Consider the following 25,826-nt stretch of genomic DNA (forward strand, 5'->3'; position numbering starts at 1 on the left):
CCGGCGCCGGCCCGCGAGGCCGGGCGCCGGGAGCCGTCCGGGCGTCCGGGGTCACCAGGTGTGTGCGACGTCCACCACGAGGTGGTCGGCCAGGCGCTGCACCCGGAACGGCAGATGCGCCCGGACACCGAGCCCGAACTGCGTCACCCCTTCGAAGCTGCCCGCGTACCGCGTGTCCCGGAAGGTGCTGTACCCCGCGAGGTTCACACCCGGCAGGGGCTGCGCCACCCGTCCCGGATACGTGGGCGTGCCGGTCTCGGGGTCGTAGGAGGGCGCGTCGACCCGCACCTCCAGGACGGCACCGCCGCCGACGGCGATGGGGCGGCCCGAGCCGTCCTGGTAGAGCCGGTCGACGTACGCGACCGAGAAGCCGAGTTCGGCGGCGCCCGCGCCCGGGACGTCGACGACGAACCGGTCGTAACAGTCGTGCCGGCCGGTCCTGACGTTGGTCAGCGGCGTCGCCGTGCCGGCGGAATGGGTCTTGCCCAGGCTGCCCCAGCCGGTGGGGCAGGCCGCGGCGGCCCGGGTCGCCGCGGCCGGGGCGGCGGTGGCCGGGGCGGCGGTGGCCGGGACCGCGGCGACGCCGAGCGCGGCGGCCAGCAGCGCGGCGGTGGCCCAGAGGGTTCTGCTTCGCACCATGATCTCCCCCGAAGGACGTGTGGGGTGGTTGTGTCGGTTAACAACAGAGACACCCTGATTGCCCCCTAGGTTGCACTGTTTTCCGTCTCGATATGGCGCGAGTCCGCCCGACCGCCCCGCGCGCTCGCGGACGGTCGCGCGGGCACCGGCGGGCCAGGCGCCGGAGCCCGCGTCACGGCCTCGTCCACACGGTTCACCAGCCCGTCAGCAGCAGGTGGTTGACCAGCAGGGCAAGCACCGCCTGGGCGGCCAGCCAGGCGCGTGGGCGGGTGAGGAACGCGCAGGACGACAGGAGCCACACGGCGAAGGGGAGCCAGATGCGTTCCGTCTCGGCCTTGCTCATGCCGGACAGGTCGGCGGCGAGCAGGGCGAGCAGGGCGGCGGCGACGAGGAGGGCGAGGCTGGCGTCCGCGCCGGAGGGGTGCGGGTCGGGCGGGTTCGCCACGGCAGTGGTCGCCCCGGCGTCGGGCGCCGGGGTCGCGCGGGCGGCGTCGGAGCCCGGTCGCGCGAGCATGGTGCCGCGGTGGCGGAGGAGGCGCGCACCGGTCCGCCGGATACCGGCCGCCGTCGCCAGGCCCGTGATCAGGACCGTGCCGGCGAGATTGGCCCAGACCCAGTAGCCGTAGGGGCGGACCCCGCCCGCGCCTTGGCGGTAGCGCGTGACCAGCAGCCGGTACGCCTCCCACCAGTCGAACCCGGCGAGGGCGAACGCCGCCGGCACGACGGCCGCCCCGGCGAGCAGGAACACGAGCAGTCCGGGACGTTCCCGGACGCGGCCCCGGCCGATCAGCAGCACCGCCGCGCCGATGAGCGCGACGAGCGTGAGGCCGTAGGAGAGGTAGCAGGTCAGGCCGAACAGCAGGCCCGAGCCCAGCGCCGCGCTCCGCACCGGGCGTCCCGTGACCGCCAGCGCCAGCAGTGCCACGGCCCACGCGGCGACCGCCGCGAAGTACGCGTCGGCCGAGGTCCCCATCCACACCGCGGCCGGAGCCAGCACCAGGAAGGGCGCCGCCCGCCGCGCGAGCCCCTCGCCGGCCAGCGCCCGCACCGCCACCAGCACGGCCACACAGGCCGTCGCGCCGACGACGACACACCACGTTCCCGCCCAGCCCCCGCCCCGCAGCCCGACCCGGTCGAGCAGGACGAAGGTCAGCGTCGCCGCCGGGGGATGACCGGCGACGTGCGCGGGCCAGTTGTCGGGGGACTCCAGGAGGATGTGGTGGGTGAAGTCGCGCAGTGCCGCCGGGACGTCGTGGAAACGGCCGACGACCTGGAGGTACTCGTGGCGGGTGGTGAGCCGGCCGGCGACGCCCCGCTGCCAGTCGTCGATCAGGGCGAGGGAGAGGATCCAGGCCGTGGCCGTGCCCCAGGCCGTCGCGAGCAGGGCCCGCCAGGGCAGGCGGGCGGCCAGCGCGGGACCGTACCCCACGGTCGCGATCGCCACCAGGACGGCCGCCGGCGTCCCGGGCCCCACGTGAGGGCCCCAACTGGCCAGCAGGGGTGGCCATTCGACCCGGAGCGTGTGGCGAGTGCGCTGGATGTGGAAACCGATCAGCACGGCCGCCGTCACGAGCAGGACGGCGGCGCCTGCCGCGTACAGGTCACGGCGGAGGTCACGGCGGAGATCGCGGGTGGGGCCGACGGAGCGCGGGGCTCGCGGCTCGGCGGAGCGCAGGGTGCGTGTCACACGGGCACGCTAGGCCGAGCGGCGGCCCGCGAGCCGCCGTCCGGGCCGGACGTCAGCGTTTCGTCATGGGTCGCGCACCCTTTCCCGGGGGTGCCGCGGCCTACGGTCGGGACATGCGAGACGACTCACGGCTCCCCACCTCTCCCGGCTTCTGGCGCAGCCCGCTGCGCGGCCCCTGGTTCACCTCGGTACTCGGCCTGGTGCTGCTGGCCGGCATCACGGTGCTGTTCGTGACGGGACTGGTCTCGTACGCCGCCTACAACCCGGACCTCTCGCCGGTGAACGACAAGACCCCGGACAAGGGGATCCTCGGCTTCTATCTGTTCGCCTGGCCGACCCGCCCGTACTGGCTGTACCGGCTCAACCAGGGCGTCCACGTCACCCTCGGCATCACCCTCGTCCCCGTCCTGCTGGCCAAGCTGTGGTCGGTGGTGCCGAAGCTGTTCACGCTGCCGCCGGCCCGTTCGCTCGCCCACGCGCTCGAACGGATCTCCCTGCTGATGCTGGTCGGCGGCGCACTCTTCGAGTTCACGACCGGGATCCTCAACGTCCAGCTCGACTACGTCTTCCCCGGCTCCTTCTACCCCCTGCACTTCTACGGCGCGTGGGTCTTCTTCGCCGCGTTCGTCGCCCACGCGGTACTCAAGACACCGGCGGCCGTACGCAATGTGCGCCGTCTGCGGGAGGAGCGGGAGCCGGGCCCCTCGCAGGCGTCCGCGCCCGCCGACGCCGCCTCGCGGGAGCTGGTCTCCCCGCGCCCTGATCCCGCGACCGTCTCGCGGCGCGGGGCACTGTGGTTCGTCGGGGGCGGCTCGCTGCTGCTGTTCGCGACGACGGCCGGCCAGAGCTTCGACGGGTTCCCGCGGCGCACCGCCCTGCTCGCCCCGCACGGCGGAACCGACCCGGGCAGCGGCCCGAACGGCTTCCAGATCAACAAGACGGCCGCGTACGCCGGGATCACCGCGGCGGAGACGGACGAGGACGCGTGGCGGCTCGTCGTCACGGGGCCCACCGGCACCCTCCGTCTCAGTCGCGAGCAGCTCCTCGAACTCCCCCTGCACAGTTCGGCGTTGCCCATCGCGTGCGTCGAGGGCTGGTCGACCTCGGACCAGTGGTGGCGCGGCGTGCGGCTACGGGACCTGGCCGCGCTCGTCGGCTACGACGGCGACCCGCCGGACGTGTTCGTCGAGTCCCTCCAGCGGCGCGGCGCCTTCCGCCACGCCGCCCTGCGCGCCAACCAGGTCGCCGACCCGCGCTCCCTGCTCGCCCTGTACGTCAACGGCGAGCCCCTGACCCCCGACCACGGCCACCCGGCGCGCGTCATCGTGCCCGCCGCGCCCGGCGTGCTCAACACCAAGTGGGTGGCCCGGATGACGTTCGGAGAGACGCGATGACACCCGTGCGACGACGGCCGCCGATCGGCAGTCCCTTCCAGATCCTCCTGCTCGCCTGCTCGTTCGCGCTCGCCGCCTACGCGGGCGTACGGCTCCTCGCCGACGACTGGTTGGGCGTGGCCCTGTGGTGGGTGGGGGCGGCGCTGCTGCACGACCTCGTGCTGCTGCCCCTGTACGCCGTGGCCGACCGGGCTGTCGTACAGGGGCTCGGGGCGACCGGTCACCGGCGGTGGGTGATGTACGTCCGGGTGCCGGCCGCTCTCTCCGGGCTGCTGCTGCTCGTGTGGTTCCCGCTGATCAGCGGGATGGTGGACGTTCGTTACCGGTCGGCCACCGGCCGCTCGGCGGACGGGTTCCTCGCCCACTGGCTGCTGATCACCGCGGTGCTCTTCGGCGGCTCGGCGCTGCTGCTCGCGCTGCGACTGCGCAACGCGACGAAGCAGCGGCCGCCCGCCGTCCACTGACCGGCCGCCCGCCAGCCCGCGCCGGCCGCGTACCGCAGCAGGGCTGGCGTGCCGAGCCGCGCCCAGGGGAACGCCCGGCCGGTGGCGCGGGCCCCGGGCAGGTCGACGACCTCGACCTCGGCCCGCTCGTCCACGTCCACCGGCACGGTCTCGGCGATCAGCAGGCCGCCCGGGACGAGCAGGGCCGCCGCGCGGCGCAGCAGGGCGGGCGGGTCGCCGCCGATGCCGACATTGCCGTCGATGAGCAGGACGGTCGCCCAGCGCCCCTCGCCCGGCAACGGGTCGAAGACCGACCGCCGCAGCGCCTGCCCGCCCAGTTCCAGGGTGTGGGCGACGGCGGCCTCGCTGACGTCGATGCCCAGCACGGGCCGTCCCCGGGCGGCGAGTTCGGCCACCAGGCGGCCGGGGCCGCAGCCCACGTCCAGCACGGCTCCCTCGCACCGGTCCAGGATCGCCAGATCGGCCCGGTCGGCGCGGGCGCACCACCGTTCCACCTCCAGGGGCAGCAGCCAGCCGTCGGAGCGGCGCAGGAACAGCGGGCCCCGGCCGGTGCGCAGGGCGGCGCTGTACGGGTCGGCCGCGGCCCAGTCGGTGGCGGTCCCCGCGACCGCGGCGACGACGGCGATCTCCGAGACCTCCGCGACGCCCGTCGCGCCGCCGTCGACGGGCCCCGCTCCGGTGAGGTCGTACGCGGTGCTCATCCGCTCACCGCCGCAGTGCACCCGGCGAGGCGGGCGGCGAACCGGCTGCGCGGGACCAGCGCGGCGACGGCCGCCGCGTCCGGGGCGGTGTCGACGTCCCGCAGACACGGCAGGTCGCGTACCCGCAGCCCCGCGCCGACGAGTCGCGCCCGCTGCACGGCGCCCGTCGAAGGCGTCGACATGGGCACGCCCCGCAGCAGAGCGGGATCGGGCTCCGCGAGCCCCAGGGCCCAGAAGCCGCCGTCCCGCGCCGGGCCGAAGTACGCGTCGCAGCCGTCGAAGTCGACGGTCAGCAGCTCCGGCGTCACCTGCGGGGTGTCCATCCCGATGAGGAGGGTCGGGCCGTCGCACCGGGCGAAGGCGTCCGCGAGCCGTTCGTCGAGTCCGCCCGCGCACTGCGCCACGACGTCGAAGCCGGGCGGCAGCCAGGGGCCGGGAGCCCCGTCCAGCACGAGGACGCGGCGGCCGGCGGGCGTGGCCGCCACGGCCCGCAGCGTGTCGGACAGCGCCGCCTCGGCCAGCGCGGCCGCCTCCCGTGGGGTGAACGGCGGGGTGAGCCGGGTCTTCACCCGCCCCGGCAGGGGCTCCTTGGCGATGACGAGCAGTGTGGTCACCGAGCGACCCCTTCGCGCGCCGGAACGGCGTTGAGGACGCCGCTCATGTCCCGGACCGCCTGCCAGGTGCCGCGCCAGGTGCCCGTCACCTTCGACACCCCCGTGCGGGGCAGATAGGGCACGTCGTGCTCGGCGATCCGCCAGCCCGCGTCGGCCGCGCGCACCACCATCTCCAGGGGGTAGCCGCTGCGCCGGTCGGTGAGACCGAGGGCGAGCAGCGACTCGCGGCGGGCGGCCCGCAGCGGGCCGAGGTCGTGCAGGCGCAGCCCGGTGCGGCGGCGCAGCAGCCGGGCGAGCGCGAGGTTGCCCGCCCGGGCGTGCGCGGGCCAGGCGCCCCGGCCCTGCGGCCGTCGGCGGCCCAGCACCAGGTCCGCCGTGCCGGCGCGGACCTCCTGGACGAACGGCACGAGCAGCGCCGGGTCCAGGGAGGCGTCGCAGTCGCAGAAGCAGACGACGTCGGCGGTGGCCGCGGTCAGTCCGGCGTGGCAGGCGGCGCCGAAGCCCCGGCGGGGCTCGTGGACGACTCTCGCGCCGAGCGCGCGGGCGATCTCCGCCGAGCCGTCGGTGGAGCCGTTGTCGACGACGAGGGCCCGCCAGCCGCTCGGGATGCGGGCGAGGACCCAGGGGAGCGCCTCGGCCTCGTCGAGGCAGGGGAGTACGACATCTACTTCTACGTCCGTGGTCACGGTCCTCACCCTACGAACGCGAATAGGGCAAACCGGGCTTCGGCTCCTTACGAAACGCGGACGTCCGGCCGTCGGGACGCCCCGGACGCGGCACGGAGCGGGGCGCGGTGCGAGGCTGGGCGCATGCAGCAGCCGTACGAGCCCCCGCCCCCTCCACCGGGATCCGCCCGGGTCCTGGTCGTCGACGACGACCCCACGGTCTCGGAGGTCGTCGCCGGATATCTGGACCGGGCCGGTTACGTCGTCGACCGGGCCGACGACGGCCCGACCGCGCTGACCCGGGCCGCCGCGCACTGGCCCGACCTGGTGGTGCTGGACCTGATGCTGCCCGGCATGGACGGCCTCGAGGTGTGCCGCCGGATGCGCGGGCACGGACCCGTGCCGGTCATCATGCTGACCGCGCGCGGCGACGAGGACGACCGCATCCTCGGCCTGGAGGTCGGCGCCGACGACTACGTCACCAAGCCCTTCAGCCCCCGAGAACTCGTGCTGCGGATCGAGTCGGTGCTGCGCCGCAGCCGGCCCGCCACCGGTGCGCGGACGCTGAGCGCGGCCGGCCTGTCGCTCGACCCCGGCGCCCGCCGAGCCACCAAGGACGGCACCGAACTCGCTCTCACGCTGCGTGAGTTCGACCTGCTCGCGTTCTTCCTGCGGCACCCGGGGCGGGCGTTCGGCCGGGAGGACCTGATGCACGAGGTGTGGGGCTGGGAGTTCGGCGACCTGTCCACCGTGACCGTCCACGTGCGCCGGCTGCGCGGCAAGGTGGAGGATGACCCGGCCCGGCCGCGGCTGATCCGGACCGTGTGGGGCGTGGGCTACCGCTTCGAACCCGGACCCGACCGAGAGGGGGAGTGACCGTGAGCGACACCCTGCTCATCGCCCTGTACGCCTTCCTCGGCGCCGTGCTCGCCGGGCTGCTCGGCGCGGGCACCCTGTGGCTGCTGCGCCGCCGTTCGCTCACCGCGTCGCTCACCGTGGTGGCCGCCGTCGCCGTGACCGCGATGCTGGCGGGCACGCTGGCCGTGGCGCAGGCGATGTTCCTGTCCGGGCACGACCTGAGCGTCGTGACGACGGTCGTGGCGATGGCCGCGGTGGTCTCCCTGGCCACCGCGCTGCTCCTCGGCCGCTGGGTGGTCGCCCGCAGCCGTGAACTCACCCGTGCCGCCCGTTCGTTCGGCGACGGCGGTGCCTTCACCGCCCCCGACGGCCCGACCACCGCCGAACTGGACGCGCTGAGCCGTGAACTGGCGGCGACCAGCGGGAAGCTCGCCGAGTCCCGGGACCGTGAACGCGCGCTGGAGGCGTCCCGGCGCGAACTCGTCGCCTGGATATCGCACGACCTGCGCACTCCGCTGGCCGGACTGCGCGCGATGTCGGAGGCGCTGGAGGACGGTGTCGCGACCGACCCCGTCCGCTATCTGCGCCAGATCCGCACCGAGGTGGAGCGGCTCAACGCCATGGTGGGCGACCTGTTCGAGCTCTCCCGCATACACGCCGGGGCGCTCGCGCTCTCCACAACCCGCATCTCCGTGTACGACCTGGTGGGCGACGCCCTCGCGGGCGCCGACCCGCTCGCCCGCGAACACGGCGTACGGCTCGTCGGCGGCCGCGTCGAGCCGCTCCCGGTCGAGGTGGACGGCAAGGAGATGAGCCGGGTGCTGGGCAACCTGCTCGTCAACGCCATCCGCCGGACGCCCGCCGACGGCACGGTCGCCGTCGCCGCCGAACGCTCGCCCGCCGGGGTCGTCGTCTCCGTCACCGACGGCTGCGGCGGCATCCCCGAGGAGGATCTGGCGCGGGTCTTCGACACCGGGTGGCGCGGCACCCACGCCCGGACGCCACCGGCCGGCGCGGGGCTGGGCCTGGCCATCGTGCGCGGGATCGTGGAGGCCCACCAGGGGTGGGCCACGGTACGCAACATCCCGGGCGGCTGCCGTTTCGAGGTCACCCTGCCGACGGCCCCCTGAGGGACGGCCGGCTCCCGCCCCGGCCGCTCAGTCCCCGCGCAGTCCGGCCCGCGCGAACTCCCGCATCCCCTCCTGGAAACCGACCCGGGGCTTCCAGCCCAGCTCGGCCCGCAGCCGGGCGGAGTCCGCCGTGATGTGGCGGACGTCGCCCAGCCGGTACTCGCCGGTGACGACCGGCTGGGGCCCGCCGTAGGCGGCGGCCAGGGTCCGCGCCATCTCGCCCACCGTGTGCGGCTCCCCGCTGCCGGTGTTGTACGCCGTCAGGACGCCCTGCGGCGGGTCGGCGTCCAGCGCGGCCAGGTTGGCGTCGGCCACGTCCCGTACGTGCACGAAGTCCCGCCGCTGGCGCCCGTCCTCGAAGACGCGCGGAGCCTCGCCCCGGGCCAGCGCGGAGCGGAAGAAGGAGGCGACCCCGGCGTACGGGGTGTCGCGGGGCATCCGGGGCCCGTACACGTTGTGGTAGCGCAGCGACACCGCCGTCCCGCCCGTCGACCTGGCCCATGCGGCGGCCAGGTGTTCCTGGGCGAGCTTGGTGGTGGCGTACACGTTGCGGGGGTCGGCGGGCGCGTCCTCGGCGACGAGCCCGGGGGCGAGCGCCCGGCCGCACGCCGGGCACGACGGCTCGAACCGGCCCGCGTCCAGATCGGCGACGGCCCGTGGCAGCGGCCGCACCACGCCGTGTTCCCCGCACTCGTACCGCCCTTCTCCGTACACGACCATCGACCCGGCGAGCACGAGGCGCCCGACGCCGGCCCCGGCCATGGCGGCCAACAGGACGGCCGTGCCCAGGTCGTTGCGCGAGACGTATTCCGCCGCGTCGGCGACCCCGTCGCCGAGCCCGACCATCGCCGCCTGGTGACAGACGGCGTCGACCCCGGCGAGGGCACGGGCCACGGCCTCGGGGTCGCGTACGTCGGCCGCCGGGTCCTGCCGGACGTCGTACACGAGCGGCTCGTGCCCGCGCGCACGCAGGGCGTCGACGACATGGGACCCGATGAATCCGGCACCGCCGGTGACCAGTACACGCATGCCACCACGCTAGGGCCGCGGCGGAGCCGGGACCCGCGACCCGCCCGGCACGTCATCACTCCGTAAGACGCGGAACGCGCGTCGGACCGGGACACGACGGACTCGCCGCGAGAGGCTTTCCACGCCTTCAGCAAGGGAGACCGTCATGCCCGTTCCGCCCTCCTCCGACGACACCCACCGCTTCGCCGGCCTCAGCGCCCTGTTCGTCAACTGCACCCTCAAACCGTCCCCGCAGCTCAGCCACACCCAGGGTCTGGTCGACAAGAGCCGGGCCCTCATGGAGGCGCACGGGGTGAGCACCGACGAGATCCGGGCCGTCGACCACGACATCGCCACCGGCGTCTACCCGGACATGACGGAACACGGCTTCGCCACCGACGCCTGGCCGGCCCTGTTCGAGCGGGTGATGGCGGCCGACATCCTGGTGCTGGCCGGACCGATCTGGCTCGGTGACAACAGCTCCGTGACGAAGCGGGTCGTCGAGCGTCTCTACGGCTGCTCGAGCCTGCTGAACGAGCAGGGCCAGTACGCCTTCTACGGCCGGGTCGGCGGCTGTCTGATCACCGGCAACGAGGACGGCGTGAAGCACTGCGCGATGAACATCCTCTACAGCCTCCAGCACCTCGGCTACACGATCCCGCCCCAGGCCGACGCCGGCTGGATTGGTGCGGCGGGTCCCGGGCCTTCGTACCTGGACCCCGGTTCGGGCGGTCCGGAGAACGACTTCACCAACCGCAACACGGCCTTCATGACGTGGAACCTGATGCACCTCGCCGCCCTGCTCAAGCGCAACGGCGGGGTACCCGCCCACGGCAACCGGCGCTCGGAGTGGGACGCAGGCTGCCGCTCCGACGCGCCCAACCCCGAGCACCGCTGACGACCGGCGCGCGGTGGCGGACCGGCGGAACGTCGCCGCTCGCGCCGCCGGCCGGGGGAGTACCTCCGGCCGGCGGGCGCTCGGTGCGGGGCTCAGAGCTGGCCGGACTCCGCGATGGTGATCTTCGCCGAGGTCGAACCGCTGCGCGAGCCGTAGGACTCGATCTTCTTGACGAGGGCCATGCTCGCCTCGTCGGCGACCTCGCCGAACACCACGTGCTTGCCGTCGAGCCAGCTGGTGACGACCGTGGTGATGAAGAACTGCGAGCCGTTGCTGTTCGGGCCGGCGTTGGCCATGGAGAGCAGGCCGGGCCGGTCGTGCTTGAGCTGGAAGTTCTCGTCGGCGAACTTCTCGCCGTAGATGCTCTTGCCGCCCGTTCCGTTGCCGCGGGTGAAGTCGCCACCCTGGAGCATGAACTCCGGGATGACCCGGTGGAAGGAAGAGCCGGCGAAACCGAAGCCCTTCTCGCCCGTGGCCAGCGCGCGGAAGTTCTCGGCCGTCTTCGGGACGACGTCGTCGAACAGGTTGAAGGTGATCCGCCCGGCGGGCTCGTCGTTGATGGTGATGTCGAAGTAGATCTTGAAGGTCATGGTTCTATCCTGCACGGTCTCGCGAGCCATGCCGAATCGAGGGGGTCGTGTCGGCCCTCACGGCCTCCCGCCGACGCGGTCCGAGGAGGTGGCCGTTCAGTCGACAGGCCAGGTGTGGGCGGGTGCGTTGAGGTGCATGTAGTCGATGTAGAGCTGCGTCATCCGCCGCAGCGCCTCGTGGCGCCCGGAGTGGGAGGAGGCGATGACGCGCTGGAACATCTCCTTCTGCCAGACCGCGCCGTTACGGCCGGTGACGCACCGCTGTTCGATGATCCCGAGCAACGGCTCCCGCCAGGCGGCGTCCATCCCGGAGAGTTCCAGCCCCCGGTGCGCCAGCGGCAGCAGGCGCCGCAGTACGAGCTCGGCCACCGGCGCCTCGCCCATGCCGGGCCAGTACAACCGGGCGTCGATGCCGTCCCGTGCCGCCGTGTGCAGATTGTCCTCGGCGGCCCGGAAGGACATCCGTGACCACACCGGCCGCTCGTCCTCCACCAGGGCCCGGGTGAGGCCGTAGTAGAACGCGCCGTTGGCGAGGGTGTCTGCGACGGTCGGACCGGCCGGCAGACAGCGGTTCTCCACCCTGACGTGCGGCTGGTCGTTGGCGACGGCGTAGACCGGACGGTTCCAGCGGTAGATGGTGCCGTTGTGCAGGGTCAGCTCGCCCAGCTCCGGAACGTCCCCTCCGGTCAGCGTGTCGCGCGGATCCTGCGCGTCGCACAGGGGCAGCAGCGCGGGGAAGTAGCGCAGGTTCTCCTCGAACAGGTCGAAGACGCTGGTGATCCACCGCTCCCCGAACCACACCCGGGGCCGCACCCCCTGCACCTTGATCTCCTGCGGGCGGGTGTCCGTGGCCTGCTCGAACAGCGGGATCCGGGTCTCGTGCCACAGCTCCTTGCCGAACAGGAACGGCGAGTTCGCCGCCAGTGCCACCTGGACGCCGGCGATCGCCTGCGCCGCGTTCCAGTAGGCGGCGAACTCGTCGGGGGAGACCTGGAGATGGAACTGCGTACTGGTGCACGCGGCCTCCGGCGTGATCGTGTCCGCGTAGGTCCGCAGCCGGTCGACACCGTCCAGCTCGATGTGCAGATCCTCGCCCCGCGCGGCGAACACCTGGTCGTTGAGCAGGCGGTAACGGGCGTTCTCGGACAGCGACGACTCGCCGACGTCCTCCTGGCGCAGCGTGGGGAGGATGCCAATCATGATCAGATGCGCGCCGACCGACCGGGCACCCAGTTCGGCGTGATTGAGCGCGGCACGGATCTCGGCTTCCCAGGCGTCGGGGCCGCCCTGGGTCAGACGGCGCGGCGGCACGTTGATCTCGAGGTTGAAGCGGCCGAGCTCGGTGGACCAGGCGGGATCCGCGATCGCGTCGAGCACATCGCTGTTGCGCATCGTCGGTTCGGCCTGGTCGTCGACCAGGTTCAGCTCGATCTCGAGACCCACCCGGGGCCGCTCGGACTCGAACCGTGACTCGCGCAGCATCTGCGCGAACACATCGAGGCACTCCTGCATCTTGATCCGGTACCGGCGACGGTCCTCGCGCGTGAAGACCAGCGCCGGGACATCACGTCCCATCGGCCCTCCCGGCTTGTCCTGGGTCGCACGCCCCTGCCTCCAGCGTCGCATCACCGGACGCCCCTCACCATGCGGCACGCGAGGTCCACGGCATGCCGCGGGGATGATCGGCCGGCGCGCGCCTACCGGATCGGTTCGGCCAGCCGGGCCACCTCCCGCGCCGCGTCCCGGGCCGCCCGCTCGGCCTCGTCCACCGCCTCGGCGACGGTCCGCAGCCGCTCCTCGGCCTCCTGCCGCTCCTGCTCGGCGCCCCGGAGCTCCTGGCGGGCCTCGCGCAGCCGTTCCTCCGCCGCGGACACGTGCTCACGGGCCCGGTCCTGCCGCTCGCGGGCCCGCCGGAGGGCCGTGTCGGCGTCGGCCCGTCCCGCGCCCAGCTCACGGACCCGGCGATCGGCGGCCTCGGCCGACCGGCGGGCCCGGCCGAGCTGCCCCCGCCGCTCCCGGCGCCGCTCGGCGAGTTCGTCCTTCGCCCGGGATGACGTGTCCGGCGGCGCGGGCGCCCGCCGGGACGCGCCGCGCGAGGGGGCGGCGGCCGCCGTGCCACGCGAGGGGAAGTCGGCCGGCGGCGTGAGGACGCTCTCCAGGCGACCCGTGGCCCACCGCCGCGCCGCGTCCTCGTCGGCCAGCACGGCGCGCAGGGTGGATTCGACGTCCTGCCGGGCCGCGCCCGACAGGACGTGCCCGGCCTCACGCGCCAGCTCGGCGGCCTGCCGGGAGAGCGCGGCGACGACACCGCGGCGCTGCTCGGACAGTTCCCTGATCCCGTCGGCGTCCAGGGTCCGGTACGCCTCGCGCAGCGCCCGCCCCAGCTCCAGGAACCGCTCGCTCTCCGCCGGCTGTGAGCGCAGCAGCAGGTTCGCCGCCCAGGCGGCGAGGGTGGGGCGCCGGGCGGCATGGATCCGACGGGCATCGTCCCCGCGCCCGTCGCGCCTGGCTTCGGCGGCCAGCCGCTCGCGTCGGGAGACGAAGTCGGACGGCGCGGTGGCGTAGAGCTCGTCGAGCATCCGTTCCAGCTCGTGCCCCGCGGCGGGTCGAGCGGGTCCTGCACCCCTTGGCACCATGATCATCAGAGTCCACCCGTCGGGGCTCCGGCGCATCCCGGCGGTCCGGGAGCCGGGACGGCACGCGGATGCGTCGCCCGCCGGGCGGGTACAGACTGAGGGCGTGACTGGCATGTACACCAAGCAGCGGGCCGGAAACGCGCAGGAAGGCCCGCGCGGGCCCTCCCAGTCGGTGGCGCTCGCGGCCATGATGTTCGCGGTGGCGATGACGTTCATCGACCAGACCATCGTGTCGATCGCCGCGCCGGACATCGTCCGCGAACTGGGTCTGTCCGCCTCCGGGATGCAATGGGTCGTCAACGCCTATCTCCTCGCGTTGGCCGCGTTCTTCGCCCTCGGCGGACGACTGGCGGATGTGCTCGGTCCCCGACGCGTCGTCGTGGCGGGCACTCTGGTGTTCGTCATCTCGTCGGTCCTGTGCGGCTGCGTACCCGGCGGCGACTTCGCGCTGACGTGGCTCATCGTCTTCCGGTCGACCCAGGGACTCGGCGCGGCCCTGCTCTTCCCCGCCGCGCTCGCGGTCGTGGTGGCGGTCTTCCCGGTGGAGCGACGGGGCCGAGCCCTGGCCCTGTTCTTCGGTGTCACCGGCGCCCTGACCGCCGTCGGGCCGCTTCTCGGCGGCTGGCTCACGGACTGGACCTGGCGGGCGATCTTCTGGGTCAACGTGCCCGTGGCCGTCGTCGCGTTGATCCTGACCGCGCTCGCCCGCGTGTCCGACCGCCGCCGTGACGAGCCCCTGGACGTGCGGGGCGCGGTGCTGATCGCGGTGGGTATGGGCGCGTGCGTGCTCGGCTTCCAGCAGGCGGCCGCTTGGGGCTGGGACAGTGTCCTCACCTGGGTCTGCGTCCTGGGCGGCCTGGCCGTGCTGTGGCTGTTCTGCCGCTACGAACTGCGCACGGCCCACCCGTTGGTCAAGCTCGTGGTCTTCCGGGACCGGGCCTTCGTGGCCGACTCGCTCGTGCTCTTCTTCGCCATGTTCGCGTTCGTCCCGCTGTTCTTCTTCGCCTCCGTCTACGCGCAGGTGTCCTTGAGCGCCTCGCCCAACCAGGCGGCCCTGTACCTGCTGTACTTCTTCGTGGGCTTCGCGCTCGCCTCGCAGTGGGGCGGGCGGATCCTGGACAAACGAGGTGCGCGGCCGGCCATGAAAACGGGGTGTGTGGTCGGCGCGGTGGGCTTCGCGCTCTGGGCCGGGAAACTGACCGACCTGTCCATGCACGACCAGTGGCCCTACGCGGCCCTCGCGGGGGCGGGCATCGGCTTCATCCTCGCGCCGGCCTCCACCGACGCGGTGAACCGGGCGATCGACGCCTCCTACGGTGAGGTCACCGGCATCACGCAGACGATCCGCAACTACGCCGCGAGCGTCGGCCTGGCACTCTTCGGCACCCTGCTGACCCACCGCATGACCGACAACGTCACCGACACGCTCCAGTCGCGCGGGGTGCCTTCGGGGGCCGCGGAGGGCGCGGCGAGGAACGTGGCCGAGGCGATCACCGGCAATGCCGACGAACGGCAGCTCGACGGCGCCGGGCCGGTCGCGCGGACGGTGCAGGACTCGATGTCCGCGATCCGGATGGACTTCGCCGAGGCCAACCAGTGGGTGTTCTACGGGATGGCGATCGCCCTGGCCGTCGGCTACCTGTGCGCGCTCCGGCATCCCGGCGGCACGAGCGGCACGGAACGGACCGACGGGCCGACGGACGACCGCTCGCACACCCCTGACCGGTCTCGCTGACCGGTCACCCGGACGACGGGCGACGGGCGGGGGCGGCGAGGGGCACGGGCGACGGGTGACGGCGGGCGAAGCGGGGAAGCCGGGGGAGCCGGAAGGCCGCCCCCGGCTTCCGGGTCTCAGCGGCTGCGAACGGCGCTGGTGGTGAAGAATCCCATGGCCGCGGCGCTGAGCAGGGCGCAGACGGCGAGGAAGGCGGTACGTCGCATCAAGGGGCCTTTCCGGTGATGACGGATGGGTTCTGCACAACGCCGGTCGGCCCCGTGTCGCTTCGCCCCCGGACCGACCCCACCCGTACGGCTGCGGCCAAGCGTGTCTCCGTGCCGCTCAGGCGTTCAGGCCTCCACCCGCACCGGCCGCCGGAGCAGATAGGCCCCCGCCGCCGAGACCAGGACGGCCATGCACGCGATGAACACCAGTCCGGCCCCCTCCAGACCGAGGGGTCCCACCAGTACGCCGACGCCGATCACCGGCACCGAGATGCCCGTGTAGGCCACCACGAAGAGCGTCGAGATCACCGCCGCGCGACGGTCCTCGGGAGACGCTCCGGCCACCGCGGACAGCGCGCCGCGGAACGCCAGCCCCTGCCCGACCCCGCCGACGATCGCGCTCAGTACCACCAGCGGCAGCAGCTCCCACCGCAACGCGGCCGCGAGCAGCGCGAGCCCGGCCAGGAGCGCGCCGCAGCCCAGCGGCAGCGACCGCCCGACCCCGACCCGGCCGACGAGCAGCTGCCCGGCGGTCGAGGCGAAGAAGGCCAGCGCGACGATGAGACCGCTCACCGCGTGGTTGCGCACGTCGAGGGAGTCGGCGAGGAACGCCGGGCTGACCGAGGTGAACACCCCGAACAGGGCGAATCCCACGAACGAGGCGATCGCCGCCGGTCCGAACACGGTGCGTACCTCGGCGGGCAGGCCGGGCCGCTGCGGCCGGACGGTGCGCAGCGCCCTGCGCTGCCGCACCGTCTCCGGGAGCCAGGCCACGATCGCCGCCGAACAGGCCACCAGGGTGAGATGCACGACGAACGGCAGGTACAGCGGCCAGTCGGCGTACTGCGCGAGCACGCCGGCGAGCAGCGGACCGCAGCCGAGCCCGCCCATGTTGGCGGCCGTCGCGACGAACGTGGCCCGTGAGCCGCCGCCGGGGGGCGCCAGGTCCATCACGTATGCCGTGGCGGCCCCGGTGAACAGCCCGGCGGACAGGCCCGAGAACAGCCGCCCCGCGAACAGCCAGCCCAGCCCGGTGGCGGCGAGGAAACACACGGCACTCGCCGCCGCGCATCCCAGACCCGCCATCAGCACCGGCCGTCTGCCCACGGTGTCCGAGGCGTTGCCCGCCAGCAGCAGCACACCGATGACTCCGAAGGCGTACACCGCGTACACGACGGTGACCGTCAGCTCGGAGAAGCCGAACTTCTCCTGGTAGAGGCCGTAGAGAGGAGTCGGCAGGGTGGTTCCGGCCATGCACACGGCGAAGACGGCTCCGCCGAGCAGACAGGGGAGCCATCCTCGGTGATCACGGTCCATGCCGGTGACAGTAACCCCGCGCGGGACCCCGCCGAGGGCCGACGTGCCCGACACCCCGAGTCGCGCTTCCCCGCTGCCCGACCCACGGTTCCGCGCCCGCCCGGCAGTTGCCCGCCGCGCGGCGGACGTGACGCCGATTCAGGCGGGCGAGAGCCGGGCTCGCCCGAACCACTCCCTGGTCGCCGTACCGCTGGAGAGCGCCACCAGCGCGGCGCCCAGGGCGGCGCCGGCGCTCCAGGCGGGGTGATGCGCCAAGGTCGCGGCCAGACCGCCCAGGAGGATCACCCAGCCGACGGCGACCGCGCCCCTGCGCACCGCGCCGCCGCCGTCGGCGAACCTCGCCGAGATGACCAGCGCCGCCACGGCGAGCACCGCGCACCCGGCCGCCGCGAGCCACAGCATCCCGACCACCAGCCCGCCCAGCGCGCCGGACTCGAAGACGGCCGCGGCCACGGCCAACCGCACCGAGCAGGCGATGCCGGACACGCCCAGGCCGATGAGCAGGGTGCGGGCGTATCTGGCGGTGACGGGCATTCGTGTCATAGGGGTTCCTCGTGCCGTGCGGACGTCGTCGCCGGGGGCGTGGGACACGGCGGACCGGCCGGGCCACCGTAGTCGCGGAGGCCAGGAGGCCGACGCCCTTGCGACGAGGGCGTTCACGACCCGCCGCGCATCCTCGTCACGCGACACCGCGGCCGGCGCGCGGCGCCCGATGTGACGGCTCCCCTTGCACTCGCGACACCGAAGCGGTGAGTCTCTCCTCGCACGAATTTCCGGGGAACTGTTATCCGGCGGGACCGCGGAGATCCCCCATATGACGGACAGCACCGTTCGGCGTCGAGGACAGGGAAGTCGTAATGAGTACACGGCACACGGTGGAGGCGGCGGCGCTGGTGACCGCCGCCCGAGCGGGCGACCAGGCGGCCCAGGACGCGCTCGTCGGCGCGTACCTTCCGCTCGTCTACAACATCGTGGGCCGGGCGTTGAACGGTTCGGTGGACGTCGACGACGTCGTACAGGACACCATGCTGCGCGCCCTGGACTCGCTGGACTCGCTGCGGGATCCCACGAGCTTCCGTTCCTGGCTCGTCGCCATCGCGATGAACCAGGTCCGGGCGCACTGGAACCGGCAGCAGCCCCTCCAGGGCGCCATGGAGGAGGCCGACGACCTCGCCGATCCGGGAGCCGACTTCGTCGACCTGACCATCACGCAGCTCCAGCTGTCCGGGCAGCGGCAGGAGACCGCGCGTGCGACGCGCTGGCTGGAGCCCGACGACCGGGGACTGCTGTCCCTGTGGTGGCTGGAGTGCGCGGGCGAACTGACCCGGGCCGAGATCGCCGCCGCCCTGGACCTGACGCAGGAGCACACGGCGGTGCGCGTACAGCGGATGAAGGCGCAGCTGGAGGCGGCCCGGGTCGTCGTGCGGGCGCTGGACTCACGCCCGCAATGTCCGGAACTGAGCGGCGCGCTCGTCGGCTGGGACGGCAGGCCCTCGGCACTGTGGCGCAAGCGCGTCGCCCGGCACGCCCGCGGCTGCGCGCGCTGCTCGGGCCTGTGGAGCGGGCTGATGCCCGCCGAGGGGCTGCTGGCCGGGCTGGCGCTGGTCGCGGCGTCGTCCGCCCTGCTGGCGAGGACGCACGCCGTCACCGACACCCTCGCCGTCGTCGGCTCGGCGACCCCGCTCGACGTCGGCGAGGTGCGCAGCGGGTCCGTCCCGCCGGCGAACCGCCGTGCCACGAAGGACCGGACATCCGACCGGGGCATCTCCCGTACCGACGCCCGGCGCAGGCGCCGCACCCGCCGCCGGGCGGTCGGTGGCGCGGTCGTGGCCGTGTGCGTGGCCGGCGGCGGCCTCTACCACTTCGGCACCCAGCCCGACGGCGGGACGGGGGAGAGCACCGCCGTACAGCCGGCGAACGACGCGGTGGCCTCGGACCGTCCCACGCCGGACAGTGCCCGCGGCGGCTCGCCGTCGCCGTCCCCGTCGCCGACGGCGTCCGGGTCGAAGTCGCCCTCCGCGAGCGCCTCGCCGACCCCCCGCGCCTCCCGGACCGTCGTCGCGGCGGCGCCGGCGAAGTCGCCCGAGCCGAAGCGGACCGCTTCCCGCACGCCGACCGTGCAGGCGGGTTCGTCCGATCTCTCCACCCAGGTGATCGCCCTGGTCAACAAGGAGCGGGCGACGGCCGGCTGCGGCCCGCTCACGGAGGACGGCCTGCTGCGCAACGCCGCACAGGGCCACTCCGACGACATGGCCGCCCGCGACTTCTTCGACCACACCAACCCCGACGGCGCCGACCCCGGCCAGCGCATCACGGCCGCCGGATACCGCTGGTCCACCTACGGCGAGAACATAGCCAAGGGGCAGCAGACCGCCTCGTCCGTGATGGAGTCCTGGATGAACAGCGAGGGGCACCGGGCCAACATCCTGAACTGCTCCTTCAAGAACATCGGCGTGGGAATCCACGACGGCGACGGCGGCCCGTGGTGGACACAGGCCTTCGGCGCCAAGCTCTGACCCGCGCACGCTGTGGCGGGACGGCCCTGCCCGGCGCCGCAGGCCCGCCGGGAGCGGCCGACGCCGGTGACGCGGAGGCGGGGGACCGGCCGCGCTCGCGGGACGCGGCAGGCTCGTCGTCCACGCCGGCGGCGACGCCCGATCCGGCGGGACGGCGCCACCGCGGCCGGTGGCTCAGGCCAGATGGCCTCCCGGGTCCCGCAGGAGCCCCGCGTTCGCCGCGTCGGCCAGCATGCGCCGCACCGCCGGCGCGGGCATCCGGACGACCACCGGCTCCGGCAGGGTGACCTCCTGCACGGCCGTCGCGCGGCGGCCCGGGCGGACCCGGTCGCTCACCTTCGCCACCGCACGCACGTCCAGCGTGAACTGCACCAGCACCGACTCGGCCTTGGGCTTGTGCAGCGGTATCGACCCGGCGGCGCCGGTGGCGGTCGCGGCGGCGCCGCCGGAGCCGTCCACGGTGCCGAGGAGCTGGTTCATCCGGAACTCGTCGGCGTTCAGCACCCCCGCGCCGAGCAGGCCGCGCGCCGACCGGCCGTGTTCGTTCGCCTGCTGGCCGTCCGTGGCCGCCGGGCGCGGCGCGTCCAGTCCGCTCTGCGCGACCGTCTCGAAGGTCATCTTGTCGCCCACGCCCAGCACCCGGCCGGCGCGCAGCCGGGCGTGCAGCGAGGCGCGCAGGTCCTGGCCCGACGCCCCGCTCGCGTGCACCGGCGGAAGGTCGACACCCGCGGCTGTCAGCAGCGGCAGCGCCGCGATCAGCCACTCCGTGGAGACGGCCTCGCGCAGCAGGTGGTAGGCCGCCTCGCCACCGGTGCGGAACCGTGCGCCGCCGCCCGCCCGCCGGACCGCGTCGTCGACCGCCTGCCGCACCCTGGGCGTCCCCCGAAACCCGTTGACCTGGGCCTCCATCGGCAGCCGGACCCCCAGGTCGCGCCAGGGGCCGAGCCGGTCGGCGCCCGCGTCCTCCGCGGCCATCGCATGCGCGCCGACCTGTCGGGGCGGCACCGGGGCCAGGTGTGACAGCGCACGCAGATCCGCCGCCGGCATCCGGTGGGTCAGGCTCAGGTTCCTCAACGGCGCGAGGGCCACCCGGCGGTTGCCGGAGAACACCTCCAGGGTCGCCTCGATCGGCACGTTCATCCGGGCCGAGGGAGCGGACGTCGCCTCGGCGACGGTCTTCACGCCCAGTTGCGCACGCCCGATGCCCACGGAGCGGCGCGAGTCGCTCGCGCCGAGACCGAGTCCCGCGGCCGCGCCGACGCTCTTCAACGGGCCCCCGCCCCCGTCGGGCTTCCCCGAACCGGCCAGGACCGCCTCGACTCCCCGGCTGTCGCTCTCGTCGTGCGCGGTGGCCCGCTGGGCGGCGGCGGAGGTGATGTACTCCATGTCCCGGCCGTCGGACGCGGACTCGACATAGCTGCCCCGCCCGGTCCTGCGGACGCGGAACAGCGCCCGGTAGGGCCGTTTGCGCCCGTCGAGCAGTTCGACGCCCACCCCGCCGTCCATCGCGCTCGACAGCAGGCCCGCCGAGCCGTCCCGGTCGAGCACCCGCAGCAGCCGCTGCACGTTGTCGTTGCGGTCCGCCAGCCGGGTCCGCGGCAGCAGCTCGTCGGCCAGGGAGGCTCCGAGGCGCCCCCGGACCGCCTCCAGCAGCGGCACGAAGTCGGGCAGGTCCTCGATCATGCCGAAGCCGAGGGGAAGCGACTCGGCCAGGCCGGGAACCGGGGCCGGGGGCACCAGCGGCGCGCTCCTCGGAGGCCCGCCGGAAGCCGAGGCCGCCGCCGCCTCCTTGCCGGCCTGTGTCGTCCCCGCGGGCCGTGAGGAGGTGCCGGACGTCCCGGACTCTCCCGACGTGCCCGCCGACGTCGTGCCCGGACCCGGGGCCGTGTCCTCGCGCCCCTGTTCGCCCGGTACCTTCAGCCCCGCCGCCCTCAGTTGACGCTCCGTCAGCCACACCGCCACCGCCCCCGGCACCGTACGGCCCCCGCGTGCCACGTAGGGGCCACCGCCCGTCACCGCGACCTCGGCGACCATCCGCACCACCAGATCGCACTGCACGAGATAGAGCGGGCTCTTGCGGGAGGTGTGGGCGTTGCGTTCCACGGTGCCGACGAGCGTGGACGCCGTCGTGTCGCCGCTGCCCAGGTTCCGGCCGGCCGCCACCCCTTCGGCGAGACGCCACTGCGCATCGTTCTCCGCGCCGGTCAGACCGCCCTGCACCGAGACGTGGTGACTCGTGCCCTCCTGCCCGGTGACCTGATGCCCGCCCAGCACGAAGGTCTCGGTGCCCGCCCCCGTGCCCTGATGGACGACCCGCCCACCGGTCAGCGCGAACCGCGTGCCGACCGCTCCGGTCAGCCCGGCCAGCCGCCGCGCGTGCCGCAGGTTCTGCACCACCCAGCCGGCCGAGACGGCCTGCCGCAGCGCCGCCGTGACCGCCTGCGGGCTGAACCGGTCCTCGATCGCGAGCCGCGGCGCGAGACCCTCCGTCTCCAGCGCGCGGTCCTCCCGCGCCGCCCTGTTGCGGGCGGCGGCCCGCGCCAGCAGCTCGAACGCCAGGTCCCGCACCGGCTGCCCGTCACCCACGGTCTCCACGAGCGTCCAGTCCCGCACGCCCCGCCGGCCGCCCAGCTGCCGCGACGCCAGGCCGGCCAGGTCACCGATGCCCGCCGCCGCGAACTCGGCGCGCGTGTCGCGGTGACCCGCCCTGCGGGCATCGGTCGCCTCGTCCAGGTGCCGCTTGGCATCGCCGTCCAGGGTGAACGCGGTCGGGGTGAGCAGACGCACGTCCTGCGCGTCGAGGGGCAGCGTCCCGACCCGTTCGGCGGCGGGCGCGTCCCGGCCCGGTGCACCGGGGGTCAGCGCGCGGGCCGCCTTGCGCTGCCGGGACGTCATGGTGACGTCGACGTTCAGACTCAACGCCCCGCCGAACACGCTCGCGTCCTCGGAGCCGTTGGTGAGGACGTCGGTGCGCAGGGTCGGCCCGGCCAGCCCGCGCCGGGTCGTCGTACGGCCCTTCTCGGCACGCGCCGACAGGGTCAGGGCGCCGGGCACCAGCCGGAACTGGCCGAGCGCCATACCGCCGACCGTACGCGAACTCGCCCGCCCGCTCTGGAGGTTGCTCGTCACGCCCGCGTGACTGCGGACGAGCCAGTCCTTGGTCTCACCCAGATGGCCGGTCTCCCGCAGCGCCCCGGTCACCCTCAGCTGCACGTCGTGCGCGTGGAAACGGGACTTGCGGCGCAGCCGCACCCGGATCCCGGACGACAGCAACTGGTCCTTGTTGACCCTCAGGTTGGTCTCCGACAGTACGGTCACCAGCTCGCGGTAGTTGCGCCGCTGGACCTCCGCCTCCTCCGGGCCGAGATCACGCGGCTGCTCCTCCTCGCCGAAGGCGGGAAGATACCCGGCGAGCCGGGCGTCGGTGGCGAACAGCCGTGTCACTGCCCGCATCATCGGCGCGGTGTCCAGCCGGCTGATCGCCACGCTGGAGCCCATCGCGCCGAACGGCAGGTGCCGCGTGTCGCGTTCGGCGGCGCCGTCCTCGCCCGCCCGCTCGTCGCCCTCCGCCAGGTCCCGCGCGGTCGCCGCGGCCTTCCCCTTCCCCTTTTGCCCGGCGTCCGTCCCGGCGCGTCCCGGACGGGTCACGAGCTCGCCGGCCGTCACGCCCTCGGGCAGCGGCAGCCCCAGTTCCTGCGCCTCGTCGGCCCGCAGCGAGACCCAGACCCGCATCGTGTGGTGCGCGGTACGGCCGCCGCCCCGCGCCCTGGTCAGGGGCGAGGTCGGGCCGGTGCCCTCGACGGTGAACAGCACGGTGCCCAGATACAGCACCTTCTCGCCGCGCACCTCCGCCCCCTGCCGGCTGGACACCGTCTGCTCGGCCACGCTGAACCGCGCCTTGCGCGCCCCGGCGACGGGCATGACCGTGCCGCGAACGGCTGCCGCGTTGCCGAGGACACCGAACCCCGCCGCCGGACCGACGCCCAGAGCGCCGCCGCGGCCCTTGCCCGCGGTGTCCGTCACCGCGTGCTGGGACTGCTGATGCGTGCGCAGCTGCGTCTTGCCGGTGCTCCACCCGGGGGCCAGCCCGGTGATCGCGGCCCGCATCCGGTAGGTGCCCGTGGTGGTGCCGTCCCTGCTGGTCAGGTCCTCGCCGACGATTCCGTCCCGCAACAGCCGGGGCAGGTCCTCCAGCACGGTCGCGGTCGCGGTGGCCTCGTACAGCCGGGCCCGGCCGGGCGCACCGGGCCAGGTCAGGGACGGATGCAGCGCGGAGGCGACGGCGTCGAAGAGCCCGCCGCCGCCCTGGTGCGGCGCGGCCTGATCCGAGACGGCCAGCGGGGCCATGGAATCCGCGAGCGACACGGCCCGGGCGGTCTCGGGAGCCACCGGTCGCGGACGGGGGACCGGCCCGGCCGTCACCGGCACCAGATGCTCCACCGGCACCCGCATCGTCAGGCCGCCGGACCCACCCGCGTGACGGGCCGAACGCTCGCCGTCCTTCATGATCCGTACGTGGTAGCGGACCCGGCGTGCCACCTCGACCGACCCCTTGTCGCTGCGCAGGACCCGTGGCTCCGCCGTGGTTCGCTGGGTGCGGGAGTCCCGTGACGACTGGAAGGGCTGGGCGTTGACGGTGGCCGCCCCGCCGACCCAGACACCGGGTGCGACCGGGGCCAGCCCGAACCCGGTGAAGGCCACGCCCTTCGAGGCGGAACCGCTCGCACTCTGCGCGACGGTGGCGGCCGTGTGGTGCTGCACGTCGATCTTGGTCGCCGCGCCCTCGCTGTCCGTCCCCTCGGTGGAGAAGACGCCGGGACGGTCGTCGTCGGCGGGCGAGACGCTCACCGTGACGTCGTAACGGTCCGTCCCCCGCACCCCGGTGACGGCGAAGGCCCGGCCACGCCCGAAGAAGGACTCGGGCCGCCCGGCGAGCTCCGCGGCGATCTCGGCGACCACACCGTCACGCCGGCCGACGGCATCGGACAGCGTGGTGGTGACGAACTCGTGGCCGGTGAGCCCGTACGCCGTGGACAGTCCCGCCGCCTCCATGTCCCGCAGATACGCCGGGAGTTCGAGCGCGTCGTCGCCGACCTCCTCGATGGCGGGCGGAACCAGCGGGGGCCTGCGACGGGCGGTCGACGGGCCGGCGCCGGTCAGGGCGGCGACGGTCGCCGCGTTGCCCGCCGTCTGCTGAAGCCCCAGCAGGGGGTTCGGACCGTTGCTCCGGCCCGCCGTCCGGATCGCCCGTGGGGACCGCTCCGGAGCCCTGCCCTGACGGTCGTCGCCCGCCTGCCGCTGTTCTCGCACGCGCGTCAGCGTAGGGACGCTCCGGCGGCCGCAAAGGCGTCGAGCGAAGTGTTCAACTGCCGTACGCCTGGCGGTCGTCGGGCGCCGGCCATGGGCGAGGGAGACGGCCCCGGACAGGGGGCCGCTCCCTCGCCGCGCGGACCGGGAGGGGCCCCGGAAGCCGGACGCGCACCCGACGTACGCCGGACGCCCGCAGCCCCTCGGTCCGCCCTTCGCGGTCAGTAGGTGTGGAGGGTGAGCCCGTAGCGGTTGAGGATCTCGTTCACCGGCTGGAACCACGTCTCGCCGCCGCTGGTGCAGTTCCCCCAGCCGCCGGAGGTGACGCCCTGGGCCTGGTCGCCGCTGATGAACGAGCCGCCGGAGTCGCCGCCTTCGGCGCACACGCTGGTCTTCGTCATCTGGTGCACCGCGCCCTGGCTGTAGTTGACGGTCTCGTTCTTCGCCAGCACCGTGCCGCAGTGCCAGTGCGTCGTCGAGCCGGACCGGCAGACGGAGGCGCCCACCGGTGCCTCGGCCGAGCCGCGCACCAGCTGGTCGGAGACCGTGCCCCAGCCGAGCACGACCGGCACCGTCCACCAGCCGCTGCCCACGTTGACCCAGGCGTAGTCGTTGTCGGGGAACGAGGAGCCCTGGAAGTTGCCGATGTACGAGCCGTCCCAGCCCCGCACGCCCGCACCGGCCTGGCCGCAGTGACCGGCGGTGACGAACCCGCCGTAGACGGAGAAGCCGATCGAACAGCGGACGTTGCCCGTGTAGTACGGGTCGCCGCCGACCGTTCCCGCCGCGAAGGTGCGCGGGGCCGCCGCGACCGTCTCGACGGTGACGGGCCCGGCGGCTCGGGCCTGTGTCAGGAACCGCTGGACATCGTTGTCGGATGCCTTGCCGCGGACGACCGTGACCACGACGCTGTTCGCCGCCGCGTCGACGTGCCAACCACCCACCGACGAGGGGGCGGAGAGCCGGTCGATGCGTGACTTCGCCGCGTCCAGCGCCCGTGCGCTGTGCTCGACGATCCGGACGCCGGCTCCCTCCGCGCGGATCGCCGCGCGTGTGGCCGGCGAGCTCGCCGAGGTGAGGGCCACCGTCAGACGCCCGTCGGCGGCGTCGAACCAGGAGCCCGCGTAGGCCGTCCCCGCAGTGCGGCGCGCCCTCGGTTCGAGGGCGGTGGCGTCCTGCTCGGCCTTCAACCGGGCGACCGCCTGCTCCTCGTCGAGCCCGAACTGCCGTTGCATGGCGTCGACGAGTGCGGCGGAGGCGGGGGCGGCGCCGGCGGCCGACGGGGAGGACGAGGCCTCGGCACCGCCCCCGCTCGCCGCCGCGGGAACCGTACCCGCGCCGCCGAGCCCGGCGAGCGTCAGGAGCGCGGCCAGACAGACGTGCTTGAACCTTGTGCGTCTCATGGGAGTTGCCCTTCGTCGTTCCAGTGAGTGGGGGTGGAACAGCGGATGGGTGAGAGCG

At 74.2% G+C, this 25,826-nt stretch carries 19 protein-coding genes; 6 read left to right on the plus strand and 13 right to left on the minus strand.

Annotated elements, in window-relative coordinates; genetic code table 11:
* Positions 1-51: 51 nt before the first annotated feature.
* Together OG440_RS35495 and OG440_RS35500 are read right to left on the minus strand one after the other, a co-directional pair.
* Complete coding sequence (locus tag OG440_RS35495; RefSeq protein WP_406010856.1) at positions 52-639, minus strand: hypothetical protein; 588 nt, start codon at positions 637-639, stop codon at positions 52-54.
* 193 nt (positions 640-832) lie between these two features.
* Positions 833-2,326, minus strand: a complete 1,494-nt coding sequence (locus OG440_RS35500) for a hypothetical protein (RefSeq protein ID WP_406010857.1) — start codon at positions 2,324-2,326, stop codon at positions 833-835.
* Positions 2,327-2,391: 65 nt separating this feature from the next.
* On the opposite strand from OG440_RS35500, the gene OG440_RS35505 reads away from it, so the two are divergent.
* Positions 2,392-3,720: a molybdopterin-dependent oxidoreductase gene (locus OG440_RS35505; RefSeq protein WP_406010858.1), complete on the plus strand. Its 1,329-nt coding sequence runs from the start codon at positions 2,392-2,394 to the stop codon at positions 3,718-3,720.
* Between the two features lie 319 nt (positions 3,721-4,039).
* Here the strand turns inward: OG440_RS35505 and OG440_RS35510 are convergent, their stop codons facing one another.
* The 3 genes from OG440_RS35510 to OG440_RS35520 are packed head-to-tail and all read right to left on the minus strand — an operon-like array spanning position 4,040 to position 6,194.
* Positions 4,040-4,885 (minus strand): class I SAM-dependent methyltransferase, encoded by an 846-nt coding sequence (locus tag OG440_RS35510; protein WP_406010859.1) that lies wholly within the window; start codon positions 4,883-4,885, stop codon positions 4,040-4,042.
* Positions 4,882-5,499 carry a DUF2064 domain-containing protein gene (locus OG440_RS35515; RefSeq protein WP_406010860.1) on the minus strand — a complete coding sequence of 206 codons (618 nt, stop codon included), beginning with the start codon at positions 5,497-5,499 and terminating at the stop codon, positions 4,882-4,884. The genes OG440_RS35510 and OG440_RS35515 overlap by 4 nt, the downstream gene beginning before the upstream one ends.
* Positions 5,496-6,194 carry a glycosyltransferase family 2 protein gene (locus tag OG440_RS35520; protein ID WP_406010861.1) on the minus strand — a complete coding sequence of 233 codons (699 nt, stop codon included), beginning with the start codon at positions 6,192-6,194 and terminating at the stop codon, positions 5,496-5,498. The genes OG440_RS35515 and OG440_RS35520 overlap by 4 nt, the downstream gene beginning before the upstream one ends.
* Positions 6,195-6,308: 114 nt before the next feature.
* Here OG440_RS35520 and OG440_RS35525 point away from each other — a divergent pair, with 114 nt between their 5' ends.
* Complete coding sequence (locus OG440_RS35525) at positions 6,309-7,040, plus strand: response regulator transcription factor (protein WP_406010862.1); 732 nt, start codon at positions 6,309-6,311, stop codon at positions 7,038-7,040.
* Between the two features lie 2 nt (positions 7,041-7,042).
* Positions 7,043-8,152, plus strand: a complete 1,110-nt coding sequence (locus OG440_RS35530) for a sensor histidine kinase (protein ID WP_406010863.1) — start codon at positions 7,043-7,045, stop codon at positions 8,150-8,152.
* A gap of 27 nt (positions 8,153-8,179) precedes the next feature.
* Here OG440_RS35530 and OG440_RS35535 read toward each other — a convergent pair whose 3' ends face one another.
* Complete coding sequence (locus tag OG440_RS35535) at positions 8,180-9,181, minus strand: NAD-dependent epimerase/dehydratase family protein (RefSeq protein WP_406010864.1); 1,002 nt, start codon at positions 9,179-9,181, stop codon at positions 8,180-8,182.
* A 145-nt stretch (positions 9,182-9,326) separates the two neighbouring features.
* Here OG440_RS35535 and OG440_RS35540 point away from each other — a divergent pair, with 145 nt between their 5' ends.
* Positions 9,327-10,058, plus strand: a complete 732-nt coding sequence (locus tag OG440_RS35540; protein WP_406010865.1) for a flavodoxin family protein — start codon at positions 9,327-9,329, stop codon at positions 10,056-10,058.
* A gap of 92 nt (positions 10,059-10,150) precedes the next feature.
* Here the strand turns inward: OG440_RS35540 and OG440_RS35545 are convergent, their stop codons facing one another.
* The 3 genes from OG440_RS35545 to OG440_RS35555 all read right to left on the minus strand — a co-directional run bounded on the left by OG440_RS35545 (position 10,151) and on the right by OG440_RS35555 (position 13,290).
* Positions 10,151-10,648: a peptidylprolyl isomerase gene (locus tag OG440_RS35545; protein ID WP_406010866.1), complete on the minus strand. Its 498-nt coding sequence runs from the start codon at positions 10,646-10,648 to the stop codon at positions 10,151-10,153.
* 96 nt (positions 10,649-10,744) lie between these two features.
* Positions 10,745-12,223, minus strand: coding sequence for a glutamate-cysteine ligase family protein (locus OG440_RS35550; protein WP_406010867.1), 1,479 nt, complete (start codon positions 12,221-12,223; stop codon positions 10,745-10,747).
* Between the two features lie 122 nt (positions 12,224-12,345).
* Positions 12,346-13,290, minus strand: a complete 945-nt coding sequence (locus OG440_RS35555) for a hypothetical protein (protein WP_406010868.1) — start codon at positions 13,288-13,290, stop codon at positions 12,346-12,348.
* A 106-nt stretch (positions 13,291-13,396) separates the two neighbouring features.
* Between OG440_RS35555 and OG440_RS35560 the strand changes: the two genes are divergently transcribed.
* Positions 13,397-15,019, plus strand: coding sequence for an MFS transporter (locus OG440_RS35560; protein WP_406011551.1), 1,623 nt, complete (start codon positions 13,397-13,399; stop codon positions 15,017-15,019).
* Positions 15,020-15,351: 332 nt separating this feature from the next.
* On the opposite strand, the gene OG440_RS35565 is transcribed toward OG440_RS35560, so the two are convergent.
* Positions 15,352-16,542 carry an MFS transporter gene (locus tag OG440_RS35565; protein ID WP_406010869.1) on the minus strand — a complete coding sequence of 397 codons (1,191 nt, stop codon included), beginning with the start codon at positions 16,540-16,542 and terminating at the stop codon, positions 15,352-15,354.
* A gap of 138 nt (positions 16,543-16,680) precedes the next feature.
* On the minus strand, positions 16,681-17,085 hold the full coding sequence (locus tag OG440_RS35570; protein ID WP_406010870.1) for a hypothetical protein: 405 nt from the start codon (positions 17,083-17,085) through the stop codon (positions 16,681-16,683).
* Positions 17,086-17,399: 314 nt separating this feature from the next.
* On the opposite strand from OG440_RS35570, the gene OG440_RS35575 reads away from it, so the two are divergent.
* A complete protein-coding gene (locus tag OG440_RS35575; RefSeq protein ID WP_406010871.1) occupies positions 17,400-19,058 on the plus strand; it encodes a sigma-70 family RNA polymerase sigma factor in 1,659 nt (552 codons plus the stop codon).
* Between the two features lie 174 nt (positions 19,059-19,232).
* Here the strand turns inward: OG440_RS35575 and OG440_RS35580 are convergent, their stop codons facing one another.
* Entirely contained in the window at positions 19,233-24,368 is a 5,136-nt protein-coding gene (locus tag OG440_RS35580) for a hypothetical protein (protein WP_406010872.1), read from the minus strand.
* Positions 24,369-24,586: 218 nt separating this feature from the next.
* On the minus strand, positions 24,587-25,768 hold the full coding sequence (locus OG440_RS35585; RefSeq protein ID WP_406010873.1) for a S1 family peptidase: 1,182 nt from the start codon (positions 25,766-25,768) through the stop codon (positions 24,587-24,589).
* Between the last annotated feature and the right edge of the window lie 58 nt (positions 25,769-25,826).

Origin of the sequence: Streptomyces sp. NBC_00637 (assembly GCF_045161545.1) — a bacterium.
Lineage (GTDB): Bacteria > Actinomycetota > Actinomycetes > Streptomycetales > Streptomycetaceae > Streptomyces.

Excerpts from the sequence above, each read along its gene's own strand:
- OG440_RS35560 (WP_406011551.1), top strand. The coding sequence starts at position 13,397 with ATGTACACCAAGCAGCGGGCCGGAAACGCGCAGGAAGGCCCGCGCGGG.
- OG440_RS35550 (WP_406010867.1), bottom strand. The coding sequence starts at position 12,223 with ATGGGACGTGATGTCCCGGCGCTGGTCTTCACGCGCGAGGACCGTCGC.
- OG440_RS35585 (WP_406010873.1), bottom strand. The coding sequence starts at position 25,768 with ATGAGACGCACAAGGTTCAAGCACGTCTGTCTGGCCGCGCTCCTGACG.
- OG440_RS35525 (WP_406010862.1), top strand. The coding sequence starts at position 6,309 with ATGCAGCAGCCGTACGAGCCCCCGCCCCCTCCACCGGGATCCGCCCGG.
- OG440_RS35540 (WP_406010865.1), top strand. The coding sequence starts at position 9,327 with ATGCCCGTTCCGCCCTCCTCCGACGACACCCACCGCTTCGCCGGCCTC.
- OG440_RS35570 (WP_406010870.1), bottom strand. The coding sequence starts at position 17,085 with ATGACACGAATGCCCGTCACCGCCAGATACGCCCGCACCCTGCTCATC.
- OG440_RS35505 (WP_406010858.1), top strand. The coding sequence starts at position 2,392 with ATGGGTCGCGCACCCTTTCCCGGGGGTGCCGCGGCCTACGGTCGGGAC.
- OG440_RS35535 (WP_406010864.1), bottom strand. The coding sequence starts at position 9,181 with ATGCGTGTACTGGTCACCGGCGGTGCCGGATTCATCGGGTCCCATGTC.
- OG440_RS35495 (WP_406010856.1), bottom strand. The coding sequence starts at position 639 with ATGGTGCGAAGCAGAACCCTCTGGGCCACCGCCGCGCTGCTGGCCGCC.
- OG440_RS35565 (WP_406010869.1), bottom strand. The coding sequence starts at position 16,542 with ATGGACCGTGATCACCGAGGATGGCTCCCCTGTCTGCTCGGCGGAGCC.
- OG440_RS35510 (WP_406010859.1), bottom strand. The coding sequence starts at position 4,885 with ATGAGCACCGCGTACGACCTCACCGGAGCGGGGCCCGTCGACGGCGGC.
- OG440_RS35575 (WP_406010871.1), top strand. The coding sequence starts at position 17,400 with ATGAGTACACGGCACACGGTGGAGGCGGCGGCGCTGGTGACCGCCGCC.
- OG440_RS35555 (WP_406010868.1), bottom strand. The coding sequence starts at position 13,290 with ATGATCATGGTGCCAAGGGGTGCAGGACCCGCTCGACCCGCCGCGGGG.
- OG440_RS35545 (WP_406010866.1), bottom strand. The coding sequence starts at position 10,648 with ATGACCTTCAAGATCTACTTCGACATCACCATCAACGACGAGCCCGCC.